The following is a 20746-nucleotide window of genomic DNA, read 5'->3' as shown; positions in this document are numbered from 1 at the left end:
CCGATGACAGCGTAGCCGCTCGTCGCGGGGAAAGGAACCGGTTCCAGTCCGAAAGTGAGGGAGCGCTCCCATGCGGGCGATCCGCGGAGTCGAAAAGGTTGCGAGCTTGTGATCCTGGCGTGTTGTGTCGGGGTGTTCGACCCCGATAGGTTGTCCTGGAATCGGTTCCCGATTCTGTGCCGAGGGGCGGCGCAGAATGAGCGGGGGGCCGTGAAACTCGAAGAGGAGAATTCACATGGGTCTGTCACAGCGTTCGCGGCGTTACGCGCCGATCGCCCTGCTGGGAGTCGCGGGCATCGCGCTCGCCGGTTGTGGTGCTCCCGGCGGATCGACGGGCGGCGGCGGAGGAGGCGGCGGCGACAACACCGTCACCATCTACGGCACGATCGTCGAGGGAGAGGCGGAGCTCCTCGCGGAGTCGTGGTCGGACTTCGAGAAGGAGAACGACATCACGATCAAGTACGAGGGCAGCCAGGACTTCGAGACGCAGCTCGGCACCCGCGCACAGGGCGGCAACCCGCCCGACATCGCGATCTTCCCGCAGCCGGGTCTGTTCGCGGACTACGCGGCTCGCGACTTCCTGAAGCCGGCTCCCGACGCGGTCGAGGCCAACGCGAAGAAGTACTGGACGCAGGGCTGGGTCGACTTCGGCACGTACAAGGACGAGTTCTACGGCGCACCGCTCATGGCGAGCGTCAAGGGCTGGGTCTGGTACTCGCCCAAGAAGTTCGCCGAGTGGGGCGTCCAGGAGCCCACGAGCTGGGATGAGCTGCTCACGCTCACCAAGACCATCCAGGAGAAGAGCGGCACGGCTCCGTGGTGCGCCGGCTTCGAGTCGGGTGTGGCGACCGGCTGGCCCGGAACCGACTGGATCGAGGACCTCGTGCTCCGCAACGCCGGTGCCGACGTCTACGACCAGTGGGTCAAGAACGAGGTCCCGTTCACGGACCCCCAGATCAAGGAGGCGTTCGACGCCACGGGTGAGCTCCTGCTCAACCCCGACTACGTCAACGCCGGCTTCGGCGACGTGCGCTCGATCAACTCGACCGCGTTCGGCGACGTCGCACCCAAGGTCGCGAGCGGCGAGTGCGCGCTGACCCACCAGGCATCCTTCCTCTCGGGCTTCTTCCCCGACGGCACGGACATCTCCGAGGACGGCGACGTCTGGGCCTTCCTGCTCCCGAGCAAGAGCGAGGACGAGACGTTCATCACCGGTGGTGGCGAGATCGTCGGCGCGTTCAGCGACGACGAGGCGACGCAGAAGGTGCTCGAGTACCTGTCGAGCCCCGAGTGGGCTGACAAGCGTCTGGCTCTCGGTGGCGTCACGTCGGCCAACAAGGGCGTCGACATCGAGGCCGTCGAGAACCCGATCCTCCAGGAGTCGATCAAGCTGCTGCAGGACGACTCGGTCACCTTCCGCTTCGACGGTTCCGACCAGATGCCGGGTGCTGTCGGCTCGGGCACGTTCTGGAAGGGCATGGTCGCGTGGATCAACGGAACCTCGACCGATGAGGTGCTGACGCAGATCGAGACCGGCTGGCCGTCCAGCTGACCGGATGAGGTGGGCCACCCGAACGGGTGGCCCACCTTCTCATCTCCCAACCGGTCCGCGCATCGTCGCGCGGACCGCTGATCAGCTCCGTCTCATGAAGGGGAATCCATGAACGCGACTGTGTTCTTCCAATGGATCGGGTCTCTGCCCCCGATCGTCCAGGCTCTCGCCGTCGTCATCGCCTTCGCGGTGGTGGTCGTGGTGATCCTGCTTCTCGTCGACATCGCGCCCCGCAAGGGCGCGCTCTACACCGGCATCCGCCTCGCGATGTGCCTCCTCATCCCGCTCGCGGTGATGTGGTTCTTCAACTCCTACTACTGGGCGATGGGAGTCGCGGTCGCCGTCGGCGCCCTGTTCTTCTTCCTGGACTACCGATCGCGCGACGGTGTGGGATACCTGATCCAGCTGGTCGCGTTCATGGCGCCGGCGATCCTGCTGCTCCTGGCCGGGCTCATCCTCCCGTCGATCCAGACGGTCTACGCGTCGTTCTGGAACTCGACGGGCAGTGACTTCGTCGGCTTCTCGAACTACCTGTGGATCTTCACGCAGTCCGACGGTGTGACCTCGGTCGTGAACACGATCGTCTGGGTGCTGCTCGTGCCGACCCTGTCGACCCTCATCGGCCTCGCCTACGCGGTGTTCATCGACAAGACCCGCGGCGAGAAGATCTACAAGCTGCTGGTCTTCATGCCGATGGCCATCTCGTTCGTGGGTGCCAGCATCATCTGGCGCTTCGTGTACGCCTACCGCGGCCCCGACTTCGAGCAGATCGGTCTCCTCAACCAGATCCTGGTGTGGTTCGGCGGCGAACCGCAGCAGTTCCTGCTCAACGGGCCGTGGAACAACCTCGCCCTCATCGTGGTGCTGATCTGGGTGCAGACCGGTTTCGCGATGGTCGTGCTCTCGGCATCGATCAAGGGAGTCCCTGCGGAGCTTCTCGAGGCGGCCGAGCTCGACGGCGCGAACGCCTGGGAGCGCTTCTGGTCGGTGACGATCCCGTCGATCCGACCGGCTCTCATCGTGGTCCTGACGACGATCTCGATCGCATCGCTGAAGGTCTTCGACATCGTGCGCACGATGACCGGTGGAAACTACGGCACGTCCGTGCTCGCGAATGAGATGTACACGCAGTTCTCCAAGTTCGAGGCGGGACGCAGCGCTGCGCTCTCCGTCATCCTGTTCATCCTGGTGCTGCCGATCGTGATCTACAACGCGCGCCAGATCAAGAAGCAGCGGGAGATCCGATGACCGACACCGTGAACTCAGACACCGGCCAGAGCACGAGGGCGATCACCACCGCCGGACGCTTCGAAGCCTCCGCAGGGCGAGCGCGCAAGCGCCTCAGTCGGCCGTGGGCGACAGTCGCCTCGATCGTCATCGCCGTCCTCTGGACGATCCCGACGCTCGGACTCTTCATCTCGTCGTTCCGTGAGAGGGATGCGATCGAGACCACCGGCTGGTGGACCTTCTTCACCAACCCGCAGTTGACCCTCGACAACTACGCGGCCGTGCTGCAGTCGGGCACCACGCAGCTGACCATCCTGGAGTCGTTCTTCAACTCCATCGTGATCACGATCCCCGCCACGGTCATCCCGCTGATGATTGCCGCGATGGCCGCATACGCGTTCTCGTGGATCGAGTTCAAGGGTCGCAACGCGCTGTTCATCTTCGTGTTCGCGCTGCAGATCGTGCCGATCCAGATGGCTCTCGTTCCGCTGCTGTCCTCGTTCTCGCGGGGCATCAACCTCTTCGGGATCCAGGTGACGGAGGGGCTCGACATCTCGGGCGGCTACGCGCAGGTGTGGATCGCGCACTCGATGTTCGCGCTGCCGCTGGCGATCTACCTGCTGCACAACTTCATGTCGGAGATCCCGGGCGAGATCATCGAGGCCGCGCGCGTCGACGGTGCCTCTCGTGGGCAGATCTTCTTCCGGGTGGTGCTGCCGCTGACGATGCCGGCGATCGCGTCGGTCGCGATCTTCCAGTTCCTCTGGGTCTGGAACGATCTGCTCGTCGCACTCGTGTTCGCCGACGGCGCCGCATCGCCGATCACCAAGGTGCTCGCCGAGATCACCGGTCGTGGTGAGGGCTGGTACCTGCTCACCGCCGGTGCGTTCGTGTCGATCATCGTGCCGCTGATCGTGTTCTTCTCGCTGCAGCGCTACTTCGTGCGCGGACTCCTGGCGGGTTCGACGAAGGGCTGATCGGTTCACGCCGACATCTGTGACACACGATGCCGCGGCCGGGTGCAACACAACCCCGGTCGCGGCATCGTCGCACGTACGCTGTGAACATGAAGTACGCAGACTCCATCGTCGACCTCGTCGGCGACACGCCCCTCGTGAAGCTCCAGCACGTCACCGAGGGCGTGGAGTGCACGGTGCTCGTGAAGCTCGAATACCTCAACCCCGGCGGATCCGCGAAGGACCGCATCGCCTCGCGCATCATCGACGCCGCCGAAGCATCGGGTGAGCTGAAGCCTGGTGGCACGATCGTCGAGCCGACGAGCGGCAACACCGGGGTGGGGCTGGCACTCGTCGCCCAGCAGCGCGGCTACAAGTGCGTCTTCGTGCTGCCCGACAAGGTGGGCGAGGACAAGATCGACGTCCTCCGCGCGTACGGTGCCGAGGTCGTGGTCACTCCGACCTCGGTCGCAGCCGACAGCCCGGAGTCGTACTACAGCGTCAGCGATCGGCTCGCTCGTGAGATCCCCGGGGCGTTCAAGCCCAACCAGTACGAGAACCCCAACGGCCCGCGCAGCCACTACGAGACCACGGGCCCCGAGATCTGGCGCGACACCGACGGGCGCATCACCCACTTCGTCGCGGGCGTCGGCACCGGCGGCACCATCACGGGCACCGGACGGTACCTGCGAGAGATCTCGGACGACCGCGTGCGCATCGTCGGGATCGACCCCGAGGGCAGCGTCTACAGCGGCGGCACCGGGCGTCCGTATCTCGTCGAGGGGGTCGGCGAGGATATCTGGCCCGGCGCCTACGACCCGAAGATCCCGCACGAGATCGTCGCGGTCGGCGACGCCGAGTCGTTCGCGATGACCCGCCGCCTCGCCCGCGAAGAGGGCATCCTCGTCGGCGGGTCGAGCGGTATGGCCGTGGTCGGCGCGCTGCGCGTCGCCCGGGAGCTGCCCGCGGATGCCGTGATGGTGGTGCTCCTGCCCGACGGCGGTCGCGGCTACCTGAGCAAGATCTTCAACGACGGATGGATGCGGTCGTACGGATTCAGCGAGGTGGAGGAGGGCGAGACGGTCGCCGACGTGCTGACCGCGCGCTCCTCGCGACTCGGAGAGGGCATCCCCGATCTCGTGCATGCGCACCCGACCGACACCGTGCTCGAGGCCATCGGCATGATGACCGAGTACGACGTCTCGCAGCTGGTGGTGCTGAGCGCCGAGCCTCCTGTGATGATGGGCGAGGTCGTCGGCACGGTGGACGAGAAGGGGCTGCTCGACCTGCTCTTCCGCGGAGACGCGAAACCGGCGGATGCCGTGGGCGCTCACGTGGGGGAGCGGCTGCCGCTGATCGGCATCCATGCTCCGATCGCGCAGGCCCGCGCGGCGCTCGCCGACGTCGACGCGCTTCTCGTGACGATGGACGGCAAGCCGCACACCGTGCTCACCCGGCAGGACCTGCTCTCGTACATCTCGCGCTGACGCCGGGCAGCGGGGCACCGACGCCGGGCGTAACAGGGGCGGATGCCCGGGGTGGGGCGGACGTAGGCTGAGACACATGTCCGAGCATGCTTTCGCCACCCGAGCCATCCACGCAGGTCAGGCGCCTGACCCGACCACGGGGTCGATCATCCCGCCGATCTACCAGGCGTCCACGCACGTGCAGGACGGCATCGGCGGATTCCGCGACGGGTACGAGTACAACCGCGCGGGAAACCCGACGCGCTCGTCGCTCGAGACGCAGCTCGCCGCTCTCGAGGGCGGGGCGAACGCGCTCTCCTTCGCGTCGGGGCTCGCCGCCGAGGACGCGCTGCTGCGCGGCATTCTGAAGCCCGGCGATCACGTCGTGCTCGGCAACGACGTCTACGGCGGCACCTACCGTCTCTTCGCTCGTGTGCTCTCGCCGTGGGGGATCGACTTCACGACGGTCGAGCTGTCCGACGTCGACGCGGTGCGCGCGGCGATCCGCCCCGAGACGAAGATCGTCTGGATCGAGACGCCGAGCAACCCGCTGCTGAAGATCGTCGACATCGCTCTCGTCGCCGAGATCGCGCACGCGGCCGGGGCGATCGCGGTCGTCGACAACACCTTCGCGTCTCCCGCGCTGCAGCAGCCGCTCTCGCTCGGTGCCGACCTGGTCGTGCACTCGACCACCAAGTACCTCGGCGGGCACTCCGATGTGCTCGGCGGCGCCGTGGTCTTCGGCGACGACCGTTTCTTCGAGCAGATCAAGTTCCAGCAGTTCGCGGTCGGTGCCGTCTCGGCCCCGCTCGACGCCTGGCTCACGACCCGCGGCATCAAGACCCTCGCGGTGCGGGTGCGTCAGCACTCCGAGAACGCGCAGGCGATCGCCGAGTGGGCCGCGGCACGCCCCGAGTTCGCGACCGTGTACTACCCGGGGCTCGCCTCGCACCCCGGCCACGACGTCGCCGCACGGCAGATGAGCGGATTCGGTGGGATGCTCTCGCTGGGCCTCTCGGCGGGGGCTGCGGCCGCCAAGGCCTTCGCGGAGTCGACCGAGCTCTTCCAGCTGGCCGAGTCGCTCGGCGGAGTCGAGTCGCTGATCGGCTACCCGCCGGACATGACCCACGCCTCGGTGCGCGGAACGGCCCTCGCCGTGCCCGAGAACGTCGTGCGTCTCTCGGTCGGCATCGAGGGTGTCGACGACCTCATCGCGGATCTCGAGCAGGGACTCGCGCGCCTGGGTTGACTCCGGACCCGCATCCGCGCGCCGAGGTCGCACGGATGCATGGTCAGACGACGGATGCAGGTCGAAACCGCGCGTTTCGGCCTGCATCCGTCATTTTCGGCCTGCAGGTGTGAGTGATCCGGGCTGCGCGGGTGTTCGTCGGGCCGCGTGCGTGGTCCGGCGGGGCTGTACCATGGAGACTTCGCCCGGATCGAATCGTTTCGAGACTCCTCGACGATCCGACCGCTCTCGCGACTCGATCTCATCCCCCCCTCGAACTCCGGAAGGACCGTCGTGCCCGACGCTCCATACACTGACCCCCGCCAGACGAGCCCCGTTCCTGAGCGGACCGCCACCGGCAGCATCCGCATCCCGTCGCCGACGGGCGCCATCCGCACCCTCGGATCGAACCCGGCCACCGCGCCGATCATGCTGCACCCCGGTGACTCGATCTCGAACGGTCGTCGCGCGCTGTACATCGTGCTGCTCGGCGCACTCACGGCGCTGGGCCCGTTCACGATCGACCTGTATCTGCCCGCGTTCCCGGTGCTCGAGCAGGACTTCGAGACCACGGCCGCGGCGATCCAGCTCACTCTGACCGGCACCATGATCGGCTTCGCCCTCGGGCAGCTCGTCGTGGGCCCTCTGAGTGACAAGGTCGGCCGGCGCATCCCGCTCATCGTCGTGACCGCCCTGCACGTGCTGGCCAGCGTGGCCGCCGCCTACGCGCCGACGCTGCCGCTGCTCAGCGGCGCGCGCGTGCTGATGGGTGTCGGCGCCGCCGCCGGTGGCGTCGTCGCCATGGCGATCGTGCGCGACCTGTTCGGAGGTCGCCGTCTGGTCGTGATGCTGTCGCGTCTCGCCCTGGTGTCGGGCGTCGCCCCGGTGATCGCACCGCTGATCGGGTCGTGGCTGCTCACCCTGATGCCCTGGCGGGGGATCTTCGTGGTGCTCGCCCTCTACGGCGTCGTGATGCTGGTGTCGACCGTGGTGTTCATCCCCGAGACCCTTCCCGTCGCCCGTCGCCAGGAGAAGGGCGGGTCGACCGTTCTGCAGCGCTACCGCTCGGTCTTCTCCGACCGGGTCTTCATCGGCGTGCTGATCATCGGCGGCATGACGTTCTCGGGTCTCTTCTCGTACCTGTCGGCGTCGCCGTTCCTGTTCCAGCAGACGCACGGGCTCGATGCGCAGCAGTACGGACTGCTGTTCGCGGTCAACTCGCTCGGCGTCGTCGCCGGGGTGCAGACGGCCTCGCGGCTCGCCGCGAGATTCGGCCCGCAGTGGGTCATGGCCTATTCGACGGCCGTGCTGCTGCTCGCCGGGGCCGCCATCATCGTGACCGACCAGCTCGGCCTCGGCCTGTGGGGCACGGTCATCCCGCTGTTCGTGTTCATGACGGCCTGCGGATTCACGTTCCCGAACGTGCAGGTGCTCGCTCTCGACCGGCACGGCAAGGCGGCGGGAACCGCGGCATCCGTGATCGGAGCCACGAACTTCGGCGTCGCGGGGCTCATCTCCCCGGTCGTCGGATGGATCTCGCATGGGGCCGGAATCACCGCGACCACCATGGCCTCGGTGATGGTCGGATGCGCGGCGATCGGCGTGCTGTCGCTCTGGCTGATCGTGCGTCCTCGGACTGTCGGCATGCTCGCTCCCTGATTCTCAGCGTCCGACCGGCAGAATGGTGCGATGAGACGACGCACGCTGCTGTGGTGGGGAATAGGGATGCTCGCTGCGGCGACGGCCCTCGGAGCGGCGATCGTGTTCGGGTACACCGAGCCGCCGGGGTTCGACACCTGGTGGAACAGCGAGGTCATCGAGAACCGCGCCGACTGGATGCTGTCGTTCGCCCTGATCCTCAATGACATCGGCGGCGGGATCGTCGCGATCCTCGTCGTGCCGCTCCTCGTGATCATCGCGCTGCTGATCGCTCGACGATGGCAGGCGGCGGTCTTCGCCGCCGCGGCATTCCTCGCGAGCGCCGGCGCCGTGCAGCTGCTGAAGCAGTTGTTCGGACGCGCGCGGCCCGAGGACATGATCGTGCTCAGCGACTTCGGATCCTTCCCCTCGGGGCACACGGCGAACGCCGCGACGATCGCCGTGGTGCTGTGGCTGGTGTTCCCGCGGGTGTGGACCGCCCTGCTCGGCATCCTCTGGATCATCGCGATGGCGGTCTCGCGCACACTGCTCTCGGTGCACTGGGCCACCGACACGATCGGCGGCGCGCTCGTGGGCGCGGGAGTGGTGCTCGTGCTCGGGGCCTGGCTGTTGCCGTGGGTGAGCAGGAAGGCGAGAGAGGACCCGGCGGTCGCGCCGATAGGCTGACGGAACCCCCCATCTCTTCGAGGAGCAGCAGTGTCGCGCATCCGCCCGTATCGCCCGTCAGACCGCACCGCGATGTACGACATCTGCACCAGGACCGCGGATGCCGGAGCCGACGCGACGGGGATCCTCTCGGACGACTCGCTGTGGGGTGATCTGTTCGCCGTGCCGTACGTCGAGCGGCATCCGGATCTCGCGTGGGTGGTCGAGGCCGATGACGAGCGCGTGATCGGCTACATCGTCGCGACCGATGACACCGAGGCTTTCGCGACCTGGTTCCGTGACGAGTGGTGGCCGACTCGGCAGGAGCGGTATCCGCGTGCAGCCGAGCCCACGACTCGCGAGGAGCGGATGATCGAGCACGGGTACAGCCAGGGGCCAGGGCGCAACGCGAACGCAGCGGAGTACCCCGCCCATCTGCACATCGACCTGCTGCCCGAGACGCAGGGGCAGGGGCTCGGACGCCGACTCATCGAGACGCTCTTCGCCGAGCTCACCCGCCGCGGAGTGTCGGGGTTGCACCTGGGCATGGACCCGAACAACACCGGCGCCGCCGCCTTCTATGAGCGTCTGGGCATGACACCGTTGCCGGCCGATCCCGGCGGACAGAGCTATGGAGTGAAATTCGGCTGAGGGCCAGCAGCGCTGCGCTCGCTTCTCCCCGAATCCCCAGTGCTCGATGAAAAAGCACGAAGGGCCCGCGCTGGCGCGGAGACCCTTCGTGCTTTTTGGCGGTGACGGCGGGACTCCGGTGCTCGCTGCGCTCGCTCCTCCCCGAATCCCCAGCGCTCGATAAAAAAGCTAGAGGGCCCCCGCTGGCGCGGAGACCCTCTAGCTTTTTTGGCGGTGACGGCGGGATTCGAACCCGCGGTTGCTTGCACAACACACGCTTTCCAAGCGTGCTCCTTCGGCCGCTCGGACACGTCACCAAGGAACAACCTGAACAGTCTATCCGATCGCGTCGAGTGCCCTTGACCAGAGTGCTCGGCACCGTCAGCGCGGGGATGCCGTCGCACCGGTATGCGATGCAATGATGCCTTGCGCTCGCGCGCAGCGCGTTCATAGTCTTCATTCATCGACGTTGTGCGCTCATATGACTCGCCCCCCTGTACTCGGTATGGGCCACAACGTCGGCCCCCTGCCGTGATTCGGCGCCCACCTCGAGAGGACATCCATGACGACAGTCGACACGGCGGCATCGACCAGCACCGCGGTGCGCACAGCGCTGCGCATGGCGCACTCACGCGCACTCGTCGATTTCGGCCTCGACGCGATCGGGCGGGTGCGATTTGGCTGGCGTGACCGCTCGATCGGCTCCGTGGTCGAGCGTGCGGGCACGCGACACTGGCTGCGCGTGGTGTGGGCTCGCCGCGGCTGGGCGCGAAGCGCGTGGTGGACGGGCAATCACGATGCCGCGACGATCGCAGGGGTCGAGAAGCCTCGGCTGCTCGATGTGCGCGCGTGGGAAGAGGGGCCGCTGGTCTACCGGGCCGAGCTCATGAGTCTGCTCCCCGGGCGCGCGTGCGCGCCGACCGCGGTACTCCAGCGCACTCCCGGGCTCGACGAGGCATGGTGGGTCGAGCTCGAGCGCAGCCTCGACAGGGTCTCCGCGACGGCGACCGACCGCACACTGCTCGACTCCGAGATCATGCGCCGCCGGATCACGGTGTTCTTCGGCGTCGATCTCGACATCGATGAGCGTGACTGGCGGCCGAGCCACGGAGACCTGCACTGGAACAACCTCCACCGCGAGCCGTTCGCGATCGCCGATTGGGAGTCGTGGGGTCTCGCTCCGCAGGGGTACGACGCCGCATTCCTGCTCGGCCACTCGCTGGCAGTGCCGCACGTCGCCGAACAGATCGCCCGCCGGTTCCGTCGCGACCTCGAGACAGAGGGCGGTGTCATCTCTCAGCTCTACGTGCTGACGAAGCTGCTGACCAGGGCCGACGCCGGGGAGCACGGCGAGCTCGTGCCCGCGATCCACCGACATGTCGGCCGTCTGCTCGGCACCCGGATGCCGCTTCGGCGCGGAGGAGGCGCTCACACGACGTAAAATCTCTGGGTGGCAACCCCCAAGATCGTCCTCTTCTACGTCTTCACCCCGCTCGCCGACCCCGAAGCGATCCGGGTGTGGCAGCGAGACCTCGGCGAGGCACTGGGACTCCGTGGCCGACTCCTGATCTCGAAAGACGGTGTCAACGGCACGCTCGGGGGCGACCTGCTGTCTCTCAAGAAGTGGGCCAGATCCTTCCGGTCGTACGCCTCGTTCAAGAACGCCGACATCAAGTGGAGCGAGGGAACGGGGGTCGACGCCGACGGGCGCAGCCTCGACTTCCCGAAGCTCAGCGTGAAGGTGCGCGACGAGATCGTGTCGTTCGGAGCACCCGGCGAACTGCGCGTCGATGAGCAGGGTGTGGTCGGTGGCGGCACGCGACTCACGCCCGAGCAGCTCCACGAACTCATGGACGAACGCGGGGATGACGTGGTGTTCTTCGACGGGCGCAACGCCCTCGAGGCGCAGATCGGCCGCTTCCGCGGAGCCGTCGTGCCCGACACCGAGACCACCCGCGACTTCGTGCAGCTGCTCGACTCCGGCGAGTACGACGACCTCAAAGGCAAGCCGGTCGTCACGTACTGCACCGGCGGCATCCGGTGCGAGGTTCTGTCGAGCCTCATGACGGCTCGCGGGTTCGGCGAGGTGTACCAGCTCGAGGGCGGCATCGTCCGCTACGGCGAGAAGTACGGCGACGACGGCCTCTGGGACGGGTCGCTCTACGTCTTCGACAAGCGCGGATCCGTCGACTTCTCGGATCACGCCGCCGTCATCGGCGAGTGCGTCGGATGCGGTGTCGCGACCAAGCGCACCGCCAACTGCCCCGATCTGTCGTGTCGCACGCAGTTCGTCGTCTGCGAATCGTGCGACGCGGTGCGCTGCGAGCAGCACGCGGCCTGAGCCGAGGCGGCCTCACGCACGACGAGCGCGCGGGAACCATGCCGCTCGCTCCCGAGGAGCGCGACACGATCCCACGGTCAGGTGGTCAGCGTTGCGTCCGCTCGACGACTGACGAAGAGCGAGCGGGGAAGCAGTAACGCCACCACGCGGGTACGGCCGTCGACACTTCGGCGCAACCCGGCGATCACGTCGCCGAGGGGGCTGGCGAGGTCGTCGCTCGAATCGTCCGAGGGCCGTGCATAGCTGGCACGCTCGATCGCATCGACCAGGAGGCGCATCGCACCGGCATCCACCCCGTTGTCCCTGATCAGATCGTCGCCGCGCATGCGGGGAGTCTCCGCATCCGACAGCGGCAGTCCGAGATCCTGCACCGTGGCGCGGAGTTCCTCCCACGCCGCCGCCGCGTCTCCTCGCCGAGCCCGACCTCGGCGAGCAGCCCCGACGGACAGACGGATCAGAGCGGGGAGCAGCAGCAGGACCAGCACACCGATCGTCACCAGCATCACGGGGGTGGGATCCAGGCGGCGCAGCTCTGCGTTCGACGAGGCGTTGTCGCCGGCATCCTCTCGCTCGATGTCCGGCCCGGACGTCGACGTGGCGCTCGGCGTGGCGCTCGGAGCAGTCGGCGTGGAGCCGCCGGAGCTGCCTCCGGTGGTCGAGCCGGCGGCGAAAGCGGTGGGCACGCCGAGCGATGCGGTCGGCTCGAACGGCACCCATCCGATGCCCGGGAAGAGCACCTCGGGCCACGAGTGCAGCTGGTCGCTGGAGACCGAGTACACGGCCTCGGCGCCACGGGTGTTGTCGGTCAGTGCGCCGGGAAGGTATCCGACGACGATGCGCACATCCATGTCGAGGCTCTCGGCCATGAGGGCGAACGCGCCGGCGAAGTGGATGCAGTAGCCCGACTTCACCTCGAGGAACTGCGCCACGGCATCAGCCCCGGTGCCGTCGAAACCCTCATCGACGGGGGTGTCGAGCGAGTACTCGAACTGGCTGCGGAACCACGACTGCAGCGCGATCAGCCGGTCGTAGTCGTTCGTTGCATCTGCGGTGACCTCGGCGGCCGTGACGCCGATCACCTCCGGCAGATCCACCGGCTCGGCGTCGGGGTCGACGACCGGCTCGGCGGCGGGGAGGGCGCGGATCTGCTCGAGGGTGGGAGACACCTCGACCGATCGCACCGTGTAGTCGTTGCCGACGGCATCCGCGCTCCGCGATGCGAGCGTGCGGTTCTCGGGGCTCACCCTCCAGCTCGAGGGGGCGCCCTGCACGCTCGTGGCCGGATAGGGCACGGGGAGCCACGAGCTCGACATGCGGATGACCCTGATCGACGTGTTCTGATCGGTGGTGTCGATGTCGTCGGTCCACTCCTCGGGGCCGAATCCGTCGCTCTGCGACTGCAGGTCGCCTCTGTCCGGCTCCCAGACCCGTCCGTCGAAGTCGGAGAGCGTCGTGAGCCGCAGGTAAGGGGCGGTGTCGGCGGTCGTCGCCACCGTGAGCACCTCGACCGGGTTCGGCTGACGCAGGTCGTCGCCGAGACGCAGCGAGGCGTCGACCGTGACGCCCACTCCGGTGCCGGCGAGGCTGGCGGACACCGGCAGGACGGGGGCCACGATCACGGTCGCCACGAGCGCCGCGACCCCGACTCCGGCGGCGACGGCCGTCGACGTGCGCCGGGGGGACTCGGAGTCCTGCGCCGCCGTGTAGCGCAGCAGCACGAGGATCAGGATGCCGAGCATGACGAACCAGACGATGTTCACGCCCCCGAGGGTGACGATCATCGGCACGGATCCGACAACGCCCGTCAGCAGGATCGCGAGGATCGCCCCGCGCTGCGCCACGAGCTGATCGAGCAGGATCGCGACCACGGCGAAGCCGATGCCCATCACGGCCTCGAGTCCGGGGGAGGCCGCGATGGGGGCGGCGCCGAAGGCGACCTCTTCCCATGCGGCGGCGGCGAGCGTCTGGAAGGTGAAGACCGTCGCATCGGTGGGGATCACCCCGAAGACCGCGGTGTCACCCGCCACGAGCAGCACGACCGTGCCGACCGCGACCAGGATCTGCACACCGATCGTGGCGAGATCGCGCACCCAGGCGGCCCGGCGGCGCATCAGCGTGCGCACCGACATGCCGGTGAGCGCCGTCACGACGATCACCGCGAGCACGGCGAACGACCAGGTGCCGGGTTCGATGACGGAGGTGTACGGCCACATCGCGACGAGTCCGGCGGCCGCGGCCAGCACCGACGGCAGGACGGTGCCGGCGGGCAGCTCATGCTCGCGGTGCCACGACAGGCGGGAGGCGCGTTCAGCCGTACGGTCAGCGCGCGACATCGGTCGCTCCTCGCTGCGATTCGGCGGGCCCCAGCCCGACCCGGTCGGGCAGGACGTCTTCCCACGACTCGGTCACGTCGTCGCCGAGCGTTGCGACCCGCCAGCCGTGCTGCACGGCGGCCTCCACGGCGCCGGGCAGCGGCGCGGTGGCGAAGAGCATCGGCGCTGCTGCCCCCGAGGGCCGCAGCAGCGCGGCATCCTCCTCATCGAGTTCTCCGGTGATGTACACCAGGGGGCCGGGAGGGGTGCCGCCGATCAGGGTCGTGATGTCGCGGGCGTCGCCCCGAGGCGCCACGAGGGCGAGGGCGACGAGCAGACCGTCTCGGTCGTCCTCGTGACCGCGGAGGGCGCCGAGGAGAGTGCCCGCGCTGTCGATCACGTCGACGCCGTAGCCCTCCTGCACGAGATGCACGGCCACCGAGGCGCACATCGAGACGGCGGTCTCGAAGGCGGGGTCGGCCGCGTCGCCGGGCCGAGCCCACCGGGCGGCGCTGCGGTCGAGGATGACGAGGGCATCCGGACTCGACTCCTCCTCTTCTTGCCGCACCATCAGCTGGCCGCGGTGCGCGGTCGCCCGCCAGTGGATGCGGCGCATGGAGTCGCCGGGGATGTATCGGCGGGGCGAGAGGTTGTCGCTGCCCTGACCCAATCGGCTCGACGAGGTCTGGGCCGTGCCCCCGGCCGCGCCGACCTTGACGGTGAGCGGGGCGAGGGTGAACACCTCGGGCACGACGGTCACGGTACGGGTCTCGCCGAACGCCTGCTCGCGCTGCGCGAGTCCGAACGGATCGACCGTGCGGAGCACCAGCGGGCCGATCGGCCAGACACCCCGCCGCACGCCCGTGATCAGATAACTCAGCTGCCCCGTCTCGGGCGGGTACTCGCCGGCGGAGTCGCCGCTGACGGCATCGGGCAGCACGTCTCGCCAGAGCCCTCGGGGCACGCGCAGTGCCCTCAGGGTGACGCGCAGGGTGACCCGCGAGGTCTCGGAGACCGTCAGCAGGTCGGTCGAGATCTGCCGTGCGACCGAACCGGAGCGTCGAGGAAGCCGCACGGCGAGGATCGAGAAGACCGTGACCGCGAGCAGGAGCACACCGATGTAGAGGAGGATCTGCGCCCCCAGCATGTTCGCCGCGATGAGGCAGCCGACACCGGCCACGAGCGCACCGGTGCCCCGAAGGGTGAGGGTTCGACGACGGGGCATGGTGAGCCGGGCGGGTCAGGAACGCGCGGTCACGGGGACGCGCACGCGCTCGACGATCTGACGGAGCGCGGCCTCGATGGGCTGGGCGCCGGCCCGGTGCGCTCCGCGGGCGGGCAGCAGACGGTGGGCGAAGACGGGGATGAGCAGAGCGGTGACGTCATCGGGGATCACGAAGTCGCGTCCGTCGAGAGCCGCCCACACCTTGGCCGCCCTGATCAGCTGGAGCGTCGCCCGGGGGCTCGCGCCGAGATGCAGGTTGGGATCGGCGCGAGTGGCCTGCGCGAGGGCGACCGTGTACTCCTCGAGGGCGGGGGCGACGTGCACGGAGCGCGCCCAGGCGATCAGCCCCGACACCGACGCCGCATCGGCCACGGCCCGCACCGAGGCGAGCGGGTTGACCGTGTCGCGCTGGCGGAGCATGAGGGCTTCGGCTGCGGCATCCGGGTAGCCCATCGAGATGCGCATCATGAACCGGTCCCGCTGCGCCTCGGGGAGAGCGTACGTCCCCTCCATCTCGAGGGGGTTCTGCGTCGCGACCACGAGGAAGGGATCGGGCAGCATGTGGGTCGATCCGTCGACCGTGACCTGGCCCTCCTCCATCGCCTCGAGCAGCGCCGACTGGGTCTTGGGCGACGAGCGGTTGATCTCGTCGGCGATCACGATGTGCGCGAAGACGGCTCCGCGTTTGAACTCGAACTCCCGATCGACGGGGTTGTAGACGCTCACGCCGGTCACATCTCCGGGGAGCAGGTCGGGGGTGAACTGGATGCGGCGAACCGTCGCATCCACGCTCGCGGCCAGAGCGCGGGCCAGCATGGTCTTGCCCACGCCCGGTACGTCCTCGATCAGCAGATGCCCTTCGGCGAGCAGGCAGACGAGCGCGCTCCGCACGGCATCCGGCTTTCCGTCGATCACCCGTCCCACGGACTCGACGATGGCCGTCGTCTGCGCGGCGAACTGCTCGGCATCGACGACGGTCGGGATCAGGGGCGGATTCTCTGGCATGCGTTCCCTCTCACGTGAGCGCTGCGGTGCGCGTGAACCGATCGTAACCCGGCTGCCTGCCGATGGGGTGGGAACAGCCCGCGCAGGTCAGCCCCAGACACGTGCTCTCGGCTCCGCCGCGTCGAGTCGATCGTCGGCGCTGCGGGCGAGGCGCAGCAGGGCGAGGCCCTCCACCCCGGTCAGCTCGTGCAGGGCGCAGGAGCCGATCTGCGACTGCCAATGAGCGCGGAACAGCTCGGCGTCGCCGCGGCGTCGGGCGATCATGCGCGGCACGGCGAGCAGCGTGCGACCGGGGGAGAGACGGTCGGCCAGCCGCTCGAGCGCGCGAAGACGCGGCAGGCCGGCCGCATCGATGCGCAGGAGGAACCGCGGTGTGCGCACGGGAGCGAAGAGCTCCTCCACCGCGTCGGCGACAAGGACGGCATCCTGCGCACGGCCCCCGATCTCGATGCGGATGCGCGTCGGGTCCGCCTCGTCAGGACGCGCCGTGATCGCGGATTCGTCGACGGGCGCGATGCGCCCCGCTTCGCGCAGCGTGCGCACGACGGCGATCGCCGCCGAACGATAGACCTCGGCCGGTCGCGCACGATCGCGGAGGGTGCGCAGAAGCATGCGCAGACCGGATGCCGTCGCCGCGACGACGCCTCCGCCGAGGGCGAGTGCGACCCCGAGGAGTGGCGAGAGGGAGACTCCGGAGACGGCCAGCACCGCGACGAGGGCGCCGACCGTCGCGGTTCCCGCGACGGCTGCCCCGACGGCAGCCGCGGTCGCCGTCTGCCGGGCGCGGAGCAGCGGCGCCCGCGGAGTCCGCCGGATCGAGATCGTCTCCCGTTCACGGGGCGTGTACGGCTCGCCGATCCGCCACTCGGCTCTGGTCCGAGCGCGGGGTCGCCACTGGTCACGCAGGAGGGAGTCGATGTCACCGATGGTGGTCGAGGGGTCCTTGTCGAGCACGCGCTCCCACGCCTCGACGACGGGTGCGGCGAGGGCATGACCGAGCCCGCTGACGATCCGACCCTCGCCGTCGGCGCTCAGCCCCCACAGGTGCGAGTGTCGACGACGCAGCCGCGCGGACTCGGAGCCGTCGTCGAGATCGACGTCGGAGGGGATCAGGCACACGACCGACCAGTTGTGCGCGACCTTCTCGGGCCACGCGGGGTCGAGGCGCAGGGTGCGCCCCCGCAGCTGCTGGGTGCCCGATGATGTGGCCACGGTCGTGAGGTCGACGAGGGTGTTGACCGAGGGACAGTCCCACCCTTCGCCGAGGAGTCCTCGGGTGCCGACGAGCAGGCGGACGTCTCCTCGCCGGATCAGCTCGGACACGGCCCCGACCACCCGCCCGCTCCCCGCACCGCGCAGCTGCAGGTCGCGCACCGGGCCCACTCCGTCGGCGACCCGGACGGCCTCGCCGAGCAGATCGCTCAATCCACGGGAGATGTCGGCGGCATCCTCGGCGCGGACGCGCACGTGCTGCGAGGTGAGGAGCACCGGGCGCAGCCGCGCGGTGACCGCGTCGACCGCGAGCAGCTCGAATGTGCGCAGAGCGCCTGCAGGGGCATCCCCGGCCAGCCCTCGGTTGTTCCCGTGCTCGACGAAATCGGTGACGACGACCGCGCGGATCCTGTCGCCGTCGTCGCCGGTGAGCTCTCGGCGCAGGATCTCGACGGCGGCGTGGTCCTTGGCCGCGGAGAACGCCAGCGTGGTCTCGACCGGATTGCGTCCGCGGCGGATGCCACGGTCGGTGAGCGCGTAGCCGAAGTCAGCGAGCGATCGTCGCACGTACTCCCACTGACGCACGGCGGACGGATCGGACAGCAGCCGGGCATGGGCGAACCGCGACAGCACCGTCAGCAGGTCGTCGGTGGTGTAGCGATCGAGCAGCACGGGCGGGATCGCGGCGACGAGCGGATGCTGCGGAGCCACCTCTCGCAGCACGAGGGCGCACGAGCGCGTGAGGGCGAAGTCGGTCGAGAAGGCGCGATCGAGTCGCGCCAGCGCAGCGTCGCCCTCCTCCTCGCCGGATGCGTCGTCGGGTTGGAGCTGCTGCTCGAGGTAGGCGAGCGCATCCGGGGTCGACAGCACCTGCCTGATCAGGTCGTGCAGGAGGGATTCGTGCCGTCGGATGAAGGTGGCCTCCGCCGGCGTCGGCTCGGCGAACAGCACATGGTCGCGATACGGCGCCAGATGCCCCTCCTTGACGACGGCGGGGGTCGGCACCTCGTAGTCGACCTCGCCGAGCAGGTTGCTGTAGTTCTCGAACTCGGTCTCGTCGTCGGGCGACGGCAGGGTCGCGGTCAGGCCGATCAGCGTCGGCTCGATGCCCCTCTCGCGAATGCGTCCGGCCAGGTACGCCACGACGATCGCCCAGTGGTCGAGCAGGTGGTGGCACTCGTCGAGCACGACGGTGCGCACGCCCGCCGCCACGAGCCGGTCGATGAGCGCGACGGCGTTCGGATGCAGCACACGTGCGAGCTCGGCGGGTCGCTGACGCGTGAGTCGTGAACGCAGACGCCGCGTGCGGCTGCGGATGCCGGAGCGGTAGCGGCCGGCGTTGTCGACCGCGAGCTCGGCCAGCCAGGTCGCGGCATCCGCCTCGGTGCGTCCGCTCGCGACCAGCTCGTCGGTCCAGACCGCGAGGGCGAGGTCGTCGAAGGGCGACCCGTCGCCGGTCACGCTGAGCAGCTGGTAGGTGAGGACCGTGAGGTCGGCGATCCGATCGGGGTCGTCGGAGACGGCTGTCGCCTCAGGCGCCAGCTCGGTCGCCGTGCGCAGCCACTGCTGACGGATGGTGACGGTCGGTGCGAGCACGAGCGCGCGATGCCCTTCGCGCGCGGCGAGCAGCAGGCCGAGCAGGGTCTTGCCCGAGCCAGGGGGCGCCACGATGTGCAGCGGGTCGTCGCCGCCGGGTTCGAGCCGGTCGAGGACCTCGGCCTGGTACGTGCGCAGGGCGCCGGAGAAATGCCACGTCGACAGGGGAGAGGCGGTGGCGGGATCCATGACCTGCCCAGTCTGTCAAAGAGCACGGGCGGACATCGGCTAGACTTGTCGACGGCTCTCCGCGTGGCGGCATCCAGGCCAATTCCCCCAGGGCGGAAACGCAGCAAGGGTAACCGGGCTCTGCTGGGTGCGCGGAGGGTCACTTTCTTTTTGTCAGCGTCCTCCGGGGCAGTCCTGCCAGGATCGTGACGTGACAAGGTCAGACGTGATGAGCACCGCCGACGCCCCGCGCTCGAGCGCTCTGGGTCGGTTCGCGTCTCCTGTCCTGCTGGTCGCCCTCATGTGGATCGTCCAGCTCGCCGATGCGATCCTGCCCGGATCCTTCACCGGCTTCGGGCTCCGCTCCTGGGATCTCTCCGGTCTCGGCGGCATCCTCGTCGGGCCCCTGCTGCACGCCGACTGGGCGCATCTGATCGGCAACACCGTGCCCCTGCTCGTGCTCGGCTGCCTCGTCGCGGTCGAAGGGCCGCGTCGCTTCTGGGCGGTGACCGCGTTCGCCGCCGTGATCGGCGGCCTCGGTACCTGGCTCGTCAACGCGCCGGGAACTCTGACCGTCGGCGCCTCCGGGCTCGTCTTCGGATACTTCGGCTACACCCTGATGCGGGTGTTCGCCCCCGGCCGAGTGGCGCACCGCGTGCTCTATGCGGTGATCGCCCTCGTGGTCATCGGACTCTACGGCGGGTCCATGCTGGCCGGCGTCGTCGGGGTGCGTGAGGGCATCTCATGGCAGGCCCACCTGTTCGGCGCGATCGGCGGCGGCCTCGCCGCGTTCGTCGGCAGGGGCGGAACACGGCGCCGATGAGCGTCACCAGAGGATCGCGCCGCGCGAAGCCGCGCACGCGCAGGCGACCGACCCGTCGTCCGCGCTCGCGCACGCGCCGGATGTCGCCGCGCCGCCGTGCCCAGCGACGGATGCAGCGGCTGAAGGTGCTGCGGCGCATCGCCTGGTCCGCCGCGGCGGTGGTCGTCGTCGCGCTCGCCGCGGTGCTGATCCCGCTGGGACTCGCCCACGAGAAGCCGCTGGCGATCTGCATCACCGATCCGAGCACATACCCCGACGCCGGGATCGAGGGGTGGCAGGGTGAGCAGCTCGAGAATGCCGCGACCATCATGCAGACGGCCACCGCGCTCGGCTTCGGCCGCGACGGTCAGATCCTCGGCGTGATGACGGCGATGGGTGAGAGCAGCCTGCACAACATCGACTACGGCGACTGGGAGACGAGCGGATTCACGAACCCCGACGGTAGTCGGACGACGAGCATCGGACTCTTCCAGCAGCAGGACTGGTGGGGCACCCCGGAGCAGCGGATGGATCCCGCGACCGCCGCGACGCTGTTCTACGAGCGACTCGCACGCGTGCACGACTGGCAGTCGCTCGACCCCTCGCTCGCGATCCACCGGGTGCAGATCAATCTCGATCCGGCGTACTACACGCGGTACTCGGCTGATGCCACTGCCGTCGTCGAGGCTCTCTCGACCCCCTGCTGAGCGGGTTTCGCACGG

Annotated in this window: 16 protein-coding genes, 1 tRNA gene and 1 other RNA gene; 13 read left to right on the top strand and 5 right to left on the bottom strand. The window is 69.0% G+C overall.

Features of this window, described 5'->3' with window-relative positions; translation table 11 throughout:
• The first annotated feature begins 235 nt into the window (after window positions 1-235).
• The 8 genes from JOF42_RS15650 (at window position 236) to JOF42_RS15615 (ending at window position 9384) form a co-directional block, all read left to right on the top strand.
• The gene (locus JOF42_RS15650) at window positions 236-1552 is read left to right on the top strand and encodes an ABC transporter substrate-binding protein (protein WP_210098672.1); all 1317 of its coding nucleotides are present in this window, start codon (window positions 236-238) and stop codon (window positions 1550-1552) included.
• 108 nt (window positions 1553-1660) lie between these two features.
• Window positions 1661-2800, top strand: coding sequence for a carbohydrate ABC transporter permease (locus tag JOF42_RS15645; RefSeq protein WP_210098671.1), 1140 nt, complete (start codon window positions 1661-1663; stop codon window positions 2798-2800).
• Window positions 2797-3756, top strand: coding sequence for a carbohydrate ABC transporter permease (locus tag JOF42_RS15640; protein ID WP_210098670.1), 960 nt, complete (start codon window positions 2797-2799; stop codon window positions 3754-3756). Before JOF42_RS15645 ends, JOF42_RS15640 begins: the two co-directional genes overlap by 4 nt.
• A gap of 89 nt (window positions 3757-3845) precedes the next feature.
• Window positions 3846-5222 carry a cystathionine beta-synthase gene (locus tag JOF42_RS15635; protein WP_210098669.1) on the top strand — a complete coding sequence of 459 codons (1377 nt, stop codon included), beginning with the start codon at window positions 3846-3848 and terminating at the stop codon, window positions 5220-5222.
• Window positions 5223-5298: 76 nt separating this feature from the next.
• A complete protein-coding gene (locus tag JOF42_RS15630; RefSeq protein ID WP_210098668.1) occupies window positions 5299-6450 on the top strand; it encodes a cystathionine gamma-synthase in 1152 nt (383 codons plus the stop codon).
• Window positions 6451-6723: 273 nt separating this feature from the next.
• Window positions 6724-8088 (top strand): multidrug effflux MFS transporter, encoded by a 1365-nt coding sequence (locus tag JOF42_RS15625; protein WP_372443565.1) that lies wholly within the window; start codon window positions 6724-6726, stop codon window positions 8086-8088.
• Window positions 8089-8118: 30 nt separating this feature from the next.
• Window positions 8119-8754 (top strand): phosphatase PAP2 family protein, encoded by a 636-nt coding sequence (locus tag JOF42_RS15620; RefSeq protein ID WP_245340825.1) that lies wholly within the window; start codon window positions 8119-8121, stop codon window positions 8752-8754.
• Between the two features lie 30 nt (window positions 8755-8784).
• Window positions 8785-9384 (top strand): GNAT family N-acetyltransferase, encoded by a 600-nt coding sequence (locus JOF42_RS15615; RefSeq protein WP_210098667.1) that lies wholly within the window; start codon window positions 8785-8787, stop codon window positions 9382-9384.
• A gap of 208 nt (window positions 9385-9592) precedes the next feature.
• On the opposite strand, the gene JOF42_RS15610 is transcribed toward JOF42_RS15615, so the two are convergent.
• Window positions 9593-9680: transfer RNA gene (locus tag JOF42_RS15610), tRNA-Ser, on the bottom strand.
• 245 nt (window positions 9681-9925) lie between these two features.
• On the opposite strand from JOF42_RS15610, the gene JOF42_RS15605 reads away from it, so the two are divergent.
• Both JOF42_RS15605 and trhO read left to right on the top strand, forming a co-directional pair.
• Window positions 9926-10804 carry a hypothetical protein gene (locus tag JOF42_RS15605; RefSeq protein WP_210098666.1) on the top strand — a complete coding sequence of 293 codons (879 nt, stop codon included), beginning with the start codon at window positions 9926-9928 and terminating at the stop codon, window positions 10802-10804.
• Between the two features lie 9 nt (window positions 10805-10813).
• Window positions 10814-11704, top strand: coding sequence for an oxygen-dependent tRNA uridine(34) hydroxylase TrhO (gene trhO, locus JOF42_RS15600; protein ID WP_210098665.1), 891 nt, complete (start codon window positions 10814-10816; stop codon window positions 11702-11704).
• 77 nt (window positions 11705-11781) lie between these two features.
• Here trhO and JOF42_RS15595 read toward each other — a convergent pair whose 3' ends face one another.
• The 4 genes from JOF42_RS15595 to JOF42_RS15580 all read right to left on the bottom strand — a co-directional run bounded on the left by JOF42_RS15595 (window position 11782) and on the right by JOF42_RS15580 (window position 19243).
• On the bottom strand, window positions 11782-14037 hold the full coding sequence (locus JOF42_RS15595) for a transglutaminase TgpA family protein (protein ID WP_210098664.1): 2256 nt from the start codon (window positions 14035-14037) through the stop codon (window positions 11782-11784).
• Window positions 14024-15241: a DUF58 domain-containing protein gene (locus JOF42_RS15590; RefSeq protein ID WP_210098663.1), complete on the bottom strand. Its 1218-nt coding sequence runs from the start codon at window positions 15239-15241 to the stop codon at window positions 14024-14026. The genes JOF42_RS15595 and JOF42_RS15590 overlap by 14 nt, the downstream gene beginning before the upstream one ends.
• A gap of 15 nt (window positions 15242-15256) precedes the next feature.
• Window positions 15257-16246 carry an AAA family ATPase gene (locus JOF42_RS15585; RefSeq protein ID WP_210098662.1) on the bottom strand — a complete coding sequence of 330 codons (990 nt, stop codon included), beginning with the start codon at window positions 16244-16246 and terminating at the stop codon, window positions 15257-15259.
• A gap of 87 nt (window positions 16247-16333) precedes the next feature.
• Complete coding sequence (locus JOF42_RS15580) at window positions 16334-19243, bottom strand: DEAD/DEAH box helicase (protein WP_210098661.1); 2910 nt, start codon at window positions 19241-19243, stop codon at window positions 16334-16336.
• A gap of 50 nt (window positions 19244-19293) precedes the next feature.
• On the opposite strand from JOF42_RS15580, the gene ffs reads away from it, so the two are divergent.
• From ffs to JOF42_RS15565, 3 genes are all read left to right on the top strand, one after another.
• An RNA gene (ffs, locus tag JOF42_RS15575) (signal recognition particle sRNA small type) lies at window positions 19294-19390 on the top strand.
• A 43-nt stretch (window positions 19391-19433) separates the two neighbouring features.
• Window positions 19434-20045, top strand: coding sequence for a rhomboid family intramembrane serine protease (locus tag JOF42_RS15570; RefSeq protein WP_307803623.1), 612 nt, complete (start codon window positions 19434-19436; stop codon window positions 20043-20045).
• Entirely contained in the window at window positions 20042-20731 is a 690-nt protein-coding gene (locus JOF42_RS15565) for a hypothetical protein (protein ID WP_210098660.1), read from the top strand. The genes JOF42_RS15570 and JOF42_RS15565 overlap by 4 nt, the downstream gene beginning before the upstream one ends.
• Window positions 20732-20746: the final 15 nt, after the last annotated feature.

The sequence above is a fragment of the Microbacterium phyllosphaerae genome, from assembly GCF_017876435.1.
Lineage (GTDB): Bacteria > Actinomycetota > Actinomycetes > Actinomycetales > Microbacteriaceae > Microbacterium > Microbacterium phyllosphaerae.
This window is presented reverse-complemented; position numbering and strand designations above follow the sequence as displayed.

Bases quoted from the DNA above. Each gene is read 5' to 3' on its own strand.
- JOF42_RS15630 (WP_210098668.1), top strand. From the start codon at position 5,299: ATGTCCGAGCATGCTTTCGCCACCCGAGCCATCCACGCAGGTCAGGCG.
- JOF42_RS15590 (WP_210098663.1), bottom strand. From the start codon at position 15,241: ATGCCCCGTCGTCGAACCCTCACCCTTCGGGGCACCGGTGCGCTCGTG.
- JOF42_RS15620 (WP_245340825.1), top strand. From the start codon at position 8,119: ATGAGACGACGCACGCTGCTGTGGTGGGGAATAGGGATGCTCGCTGCG.
- JOF42_RS15640 (WP_210098670.1), top strand. From the start codon at position 2,797: ATGACCGACACCGTGAACTCAGACACCGGCCAGAGCACGAGGGCGATC.
- JOF42_RS15645 (WP_210098671.1), top strand. From the start codon at position 1,661: ATGAACGCGACTGTGTTCTTCCAATGGATCGGGTCTCTGCCCCCGATC.
- JOF42_RS15605 (WP_210098666.1), top strand. From the start codon at position 9,926: ATGACGACAGTCGACACGGCGGCATCGACCAGCACCGCGGTGCGCACA.
- JOF42_RS15585 (WP_210098662.1), bottom strand. From the start codon at position 16,246: ATGCCAGAGAATCCGCCCCTGATCCCGACCGTCGTCGATGCCGAGCAG.
- JOF42_RS15595 (WP_210098664.1), bottom strand. From the start codon at position 14,037: ATGTCGCGCGCTGACCGTACGGCTGAACGCGCCTCCCGCCTGTCGTGG.
- JOF42_RS15565 (WP_210098660.1), top strand. From the start codon at position 20,042: ATGAGCGTCACCAGAGGATCGCGCCGCGCGAAGCCGCGCACGCGCAGG.
- JOF42_RS15635 (WP_210098669.1), top strand. From the start codon at position 3,846: ATGAAGTACGCAGACTCCATCGTCGACCTCGTCGGCGACACGCCCCTC.
- JOF42_RS15580 (WP_210098661.1), bottom strand. From the start codon at position 19,243: ATGGATCCCGCCACCGCCTCTCCCCTGTCGACGTGGCATTTCTCCGGC.
- JOF42_RS15650 (WP_210098672.1), top strand. From the start codon at position 236: ATGGGTCTGTCACAGCGTTCGCGGCGTTACGCGCCGATCGCCCTGCTG.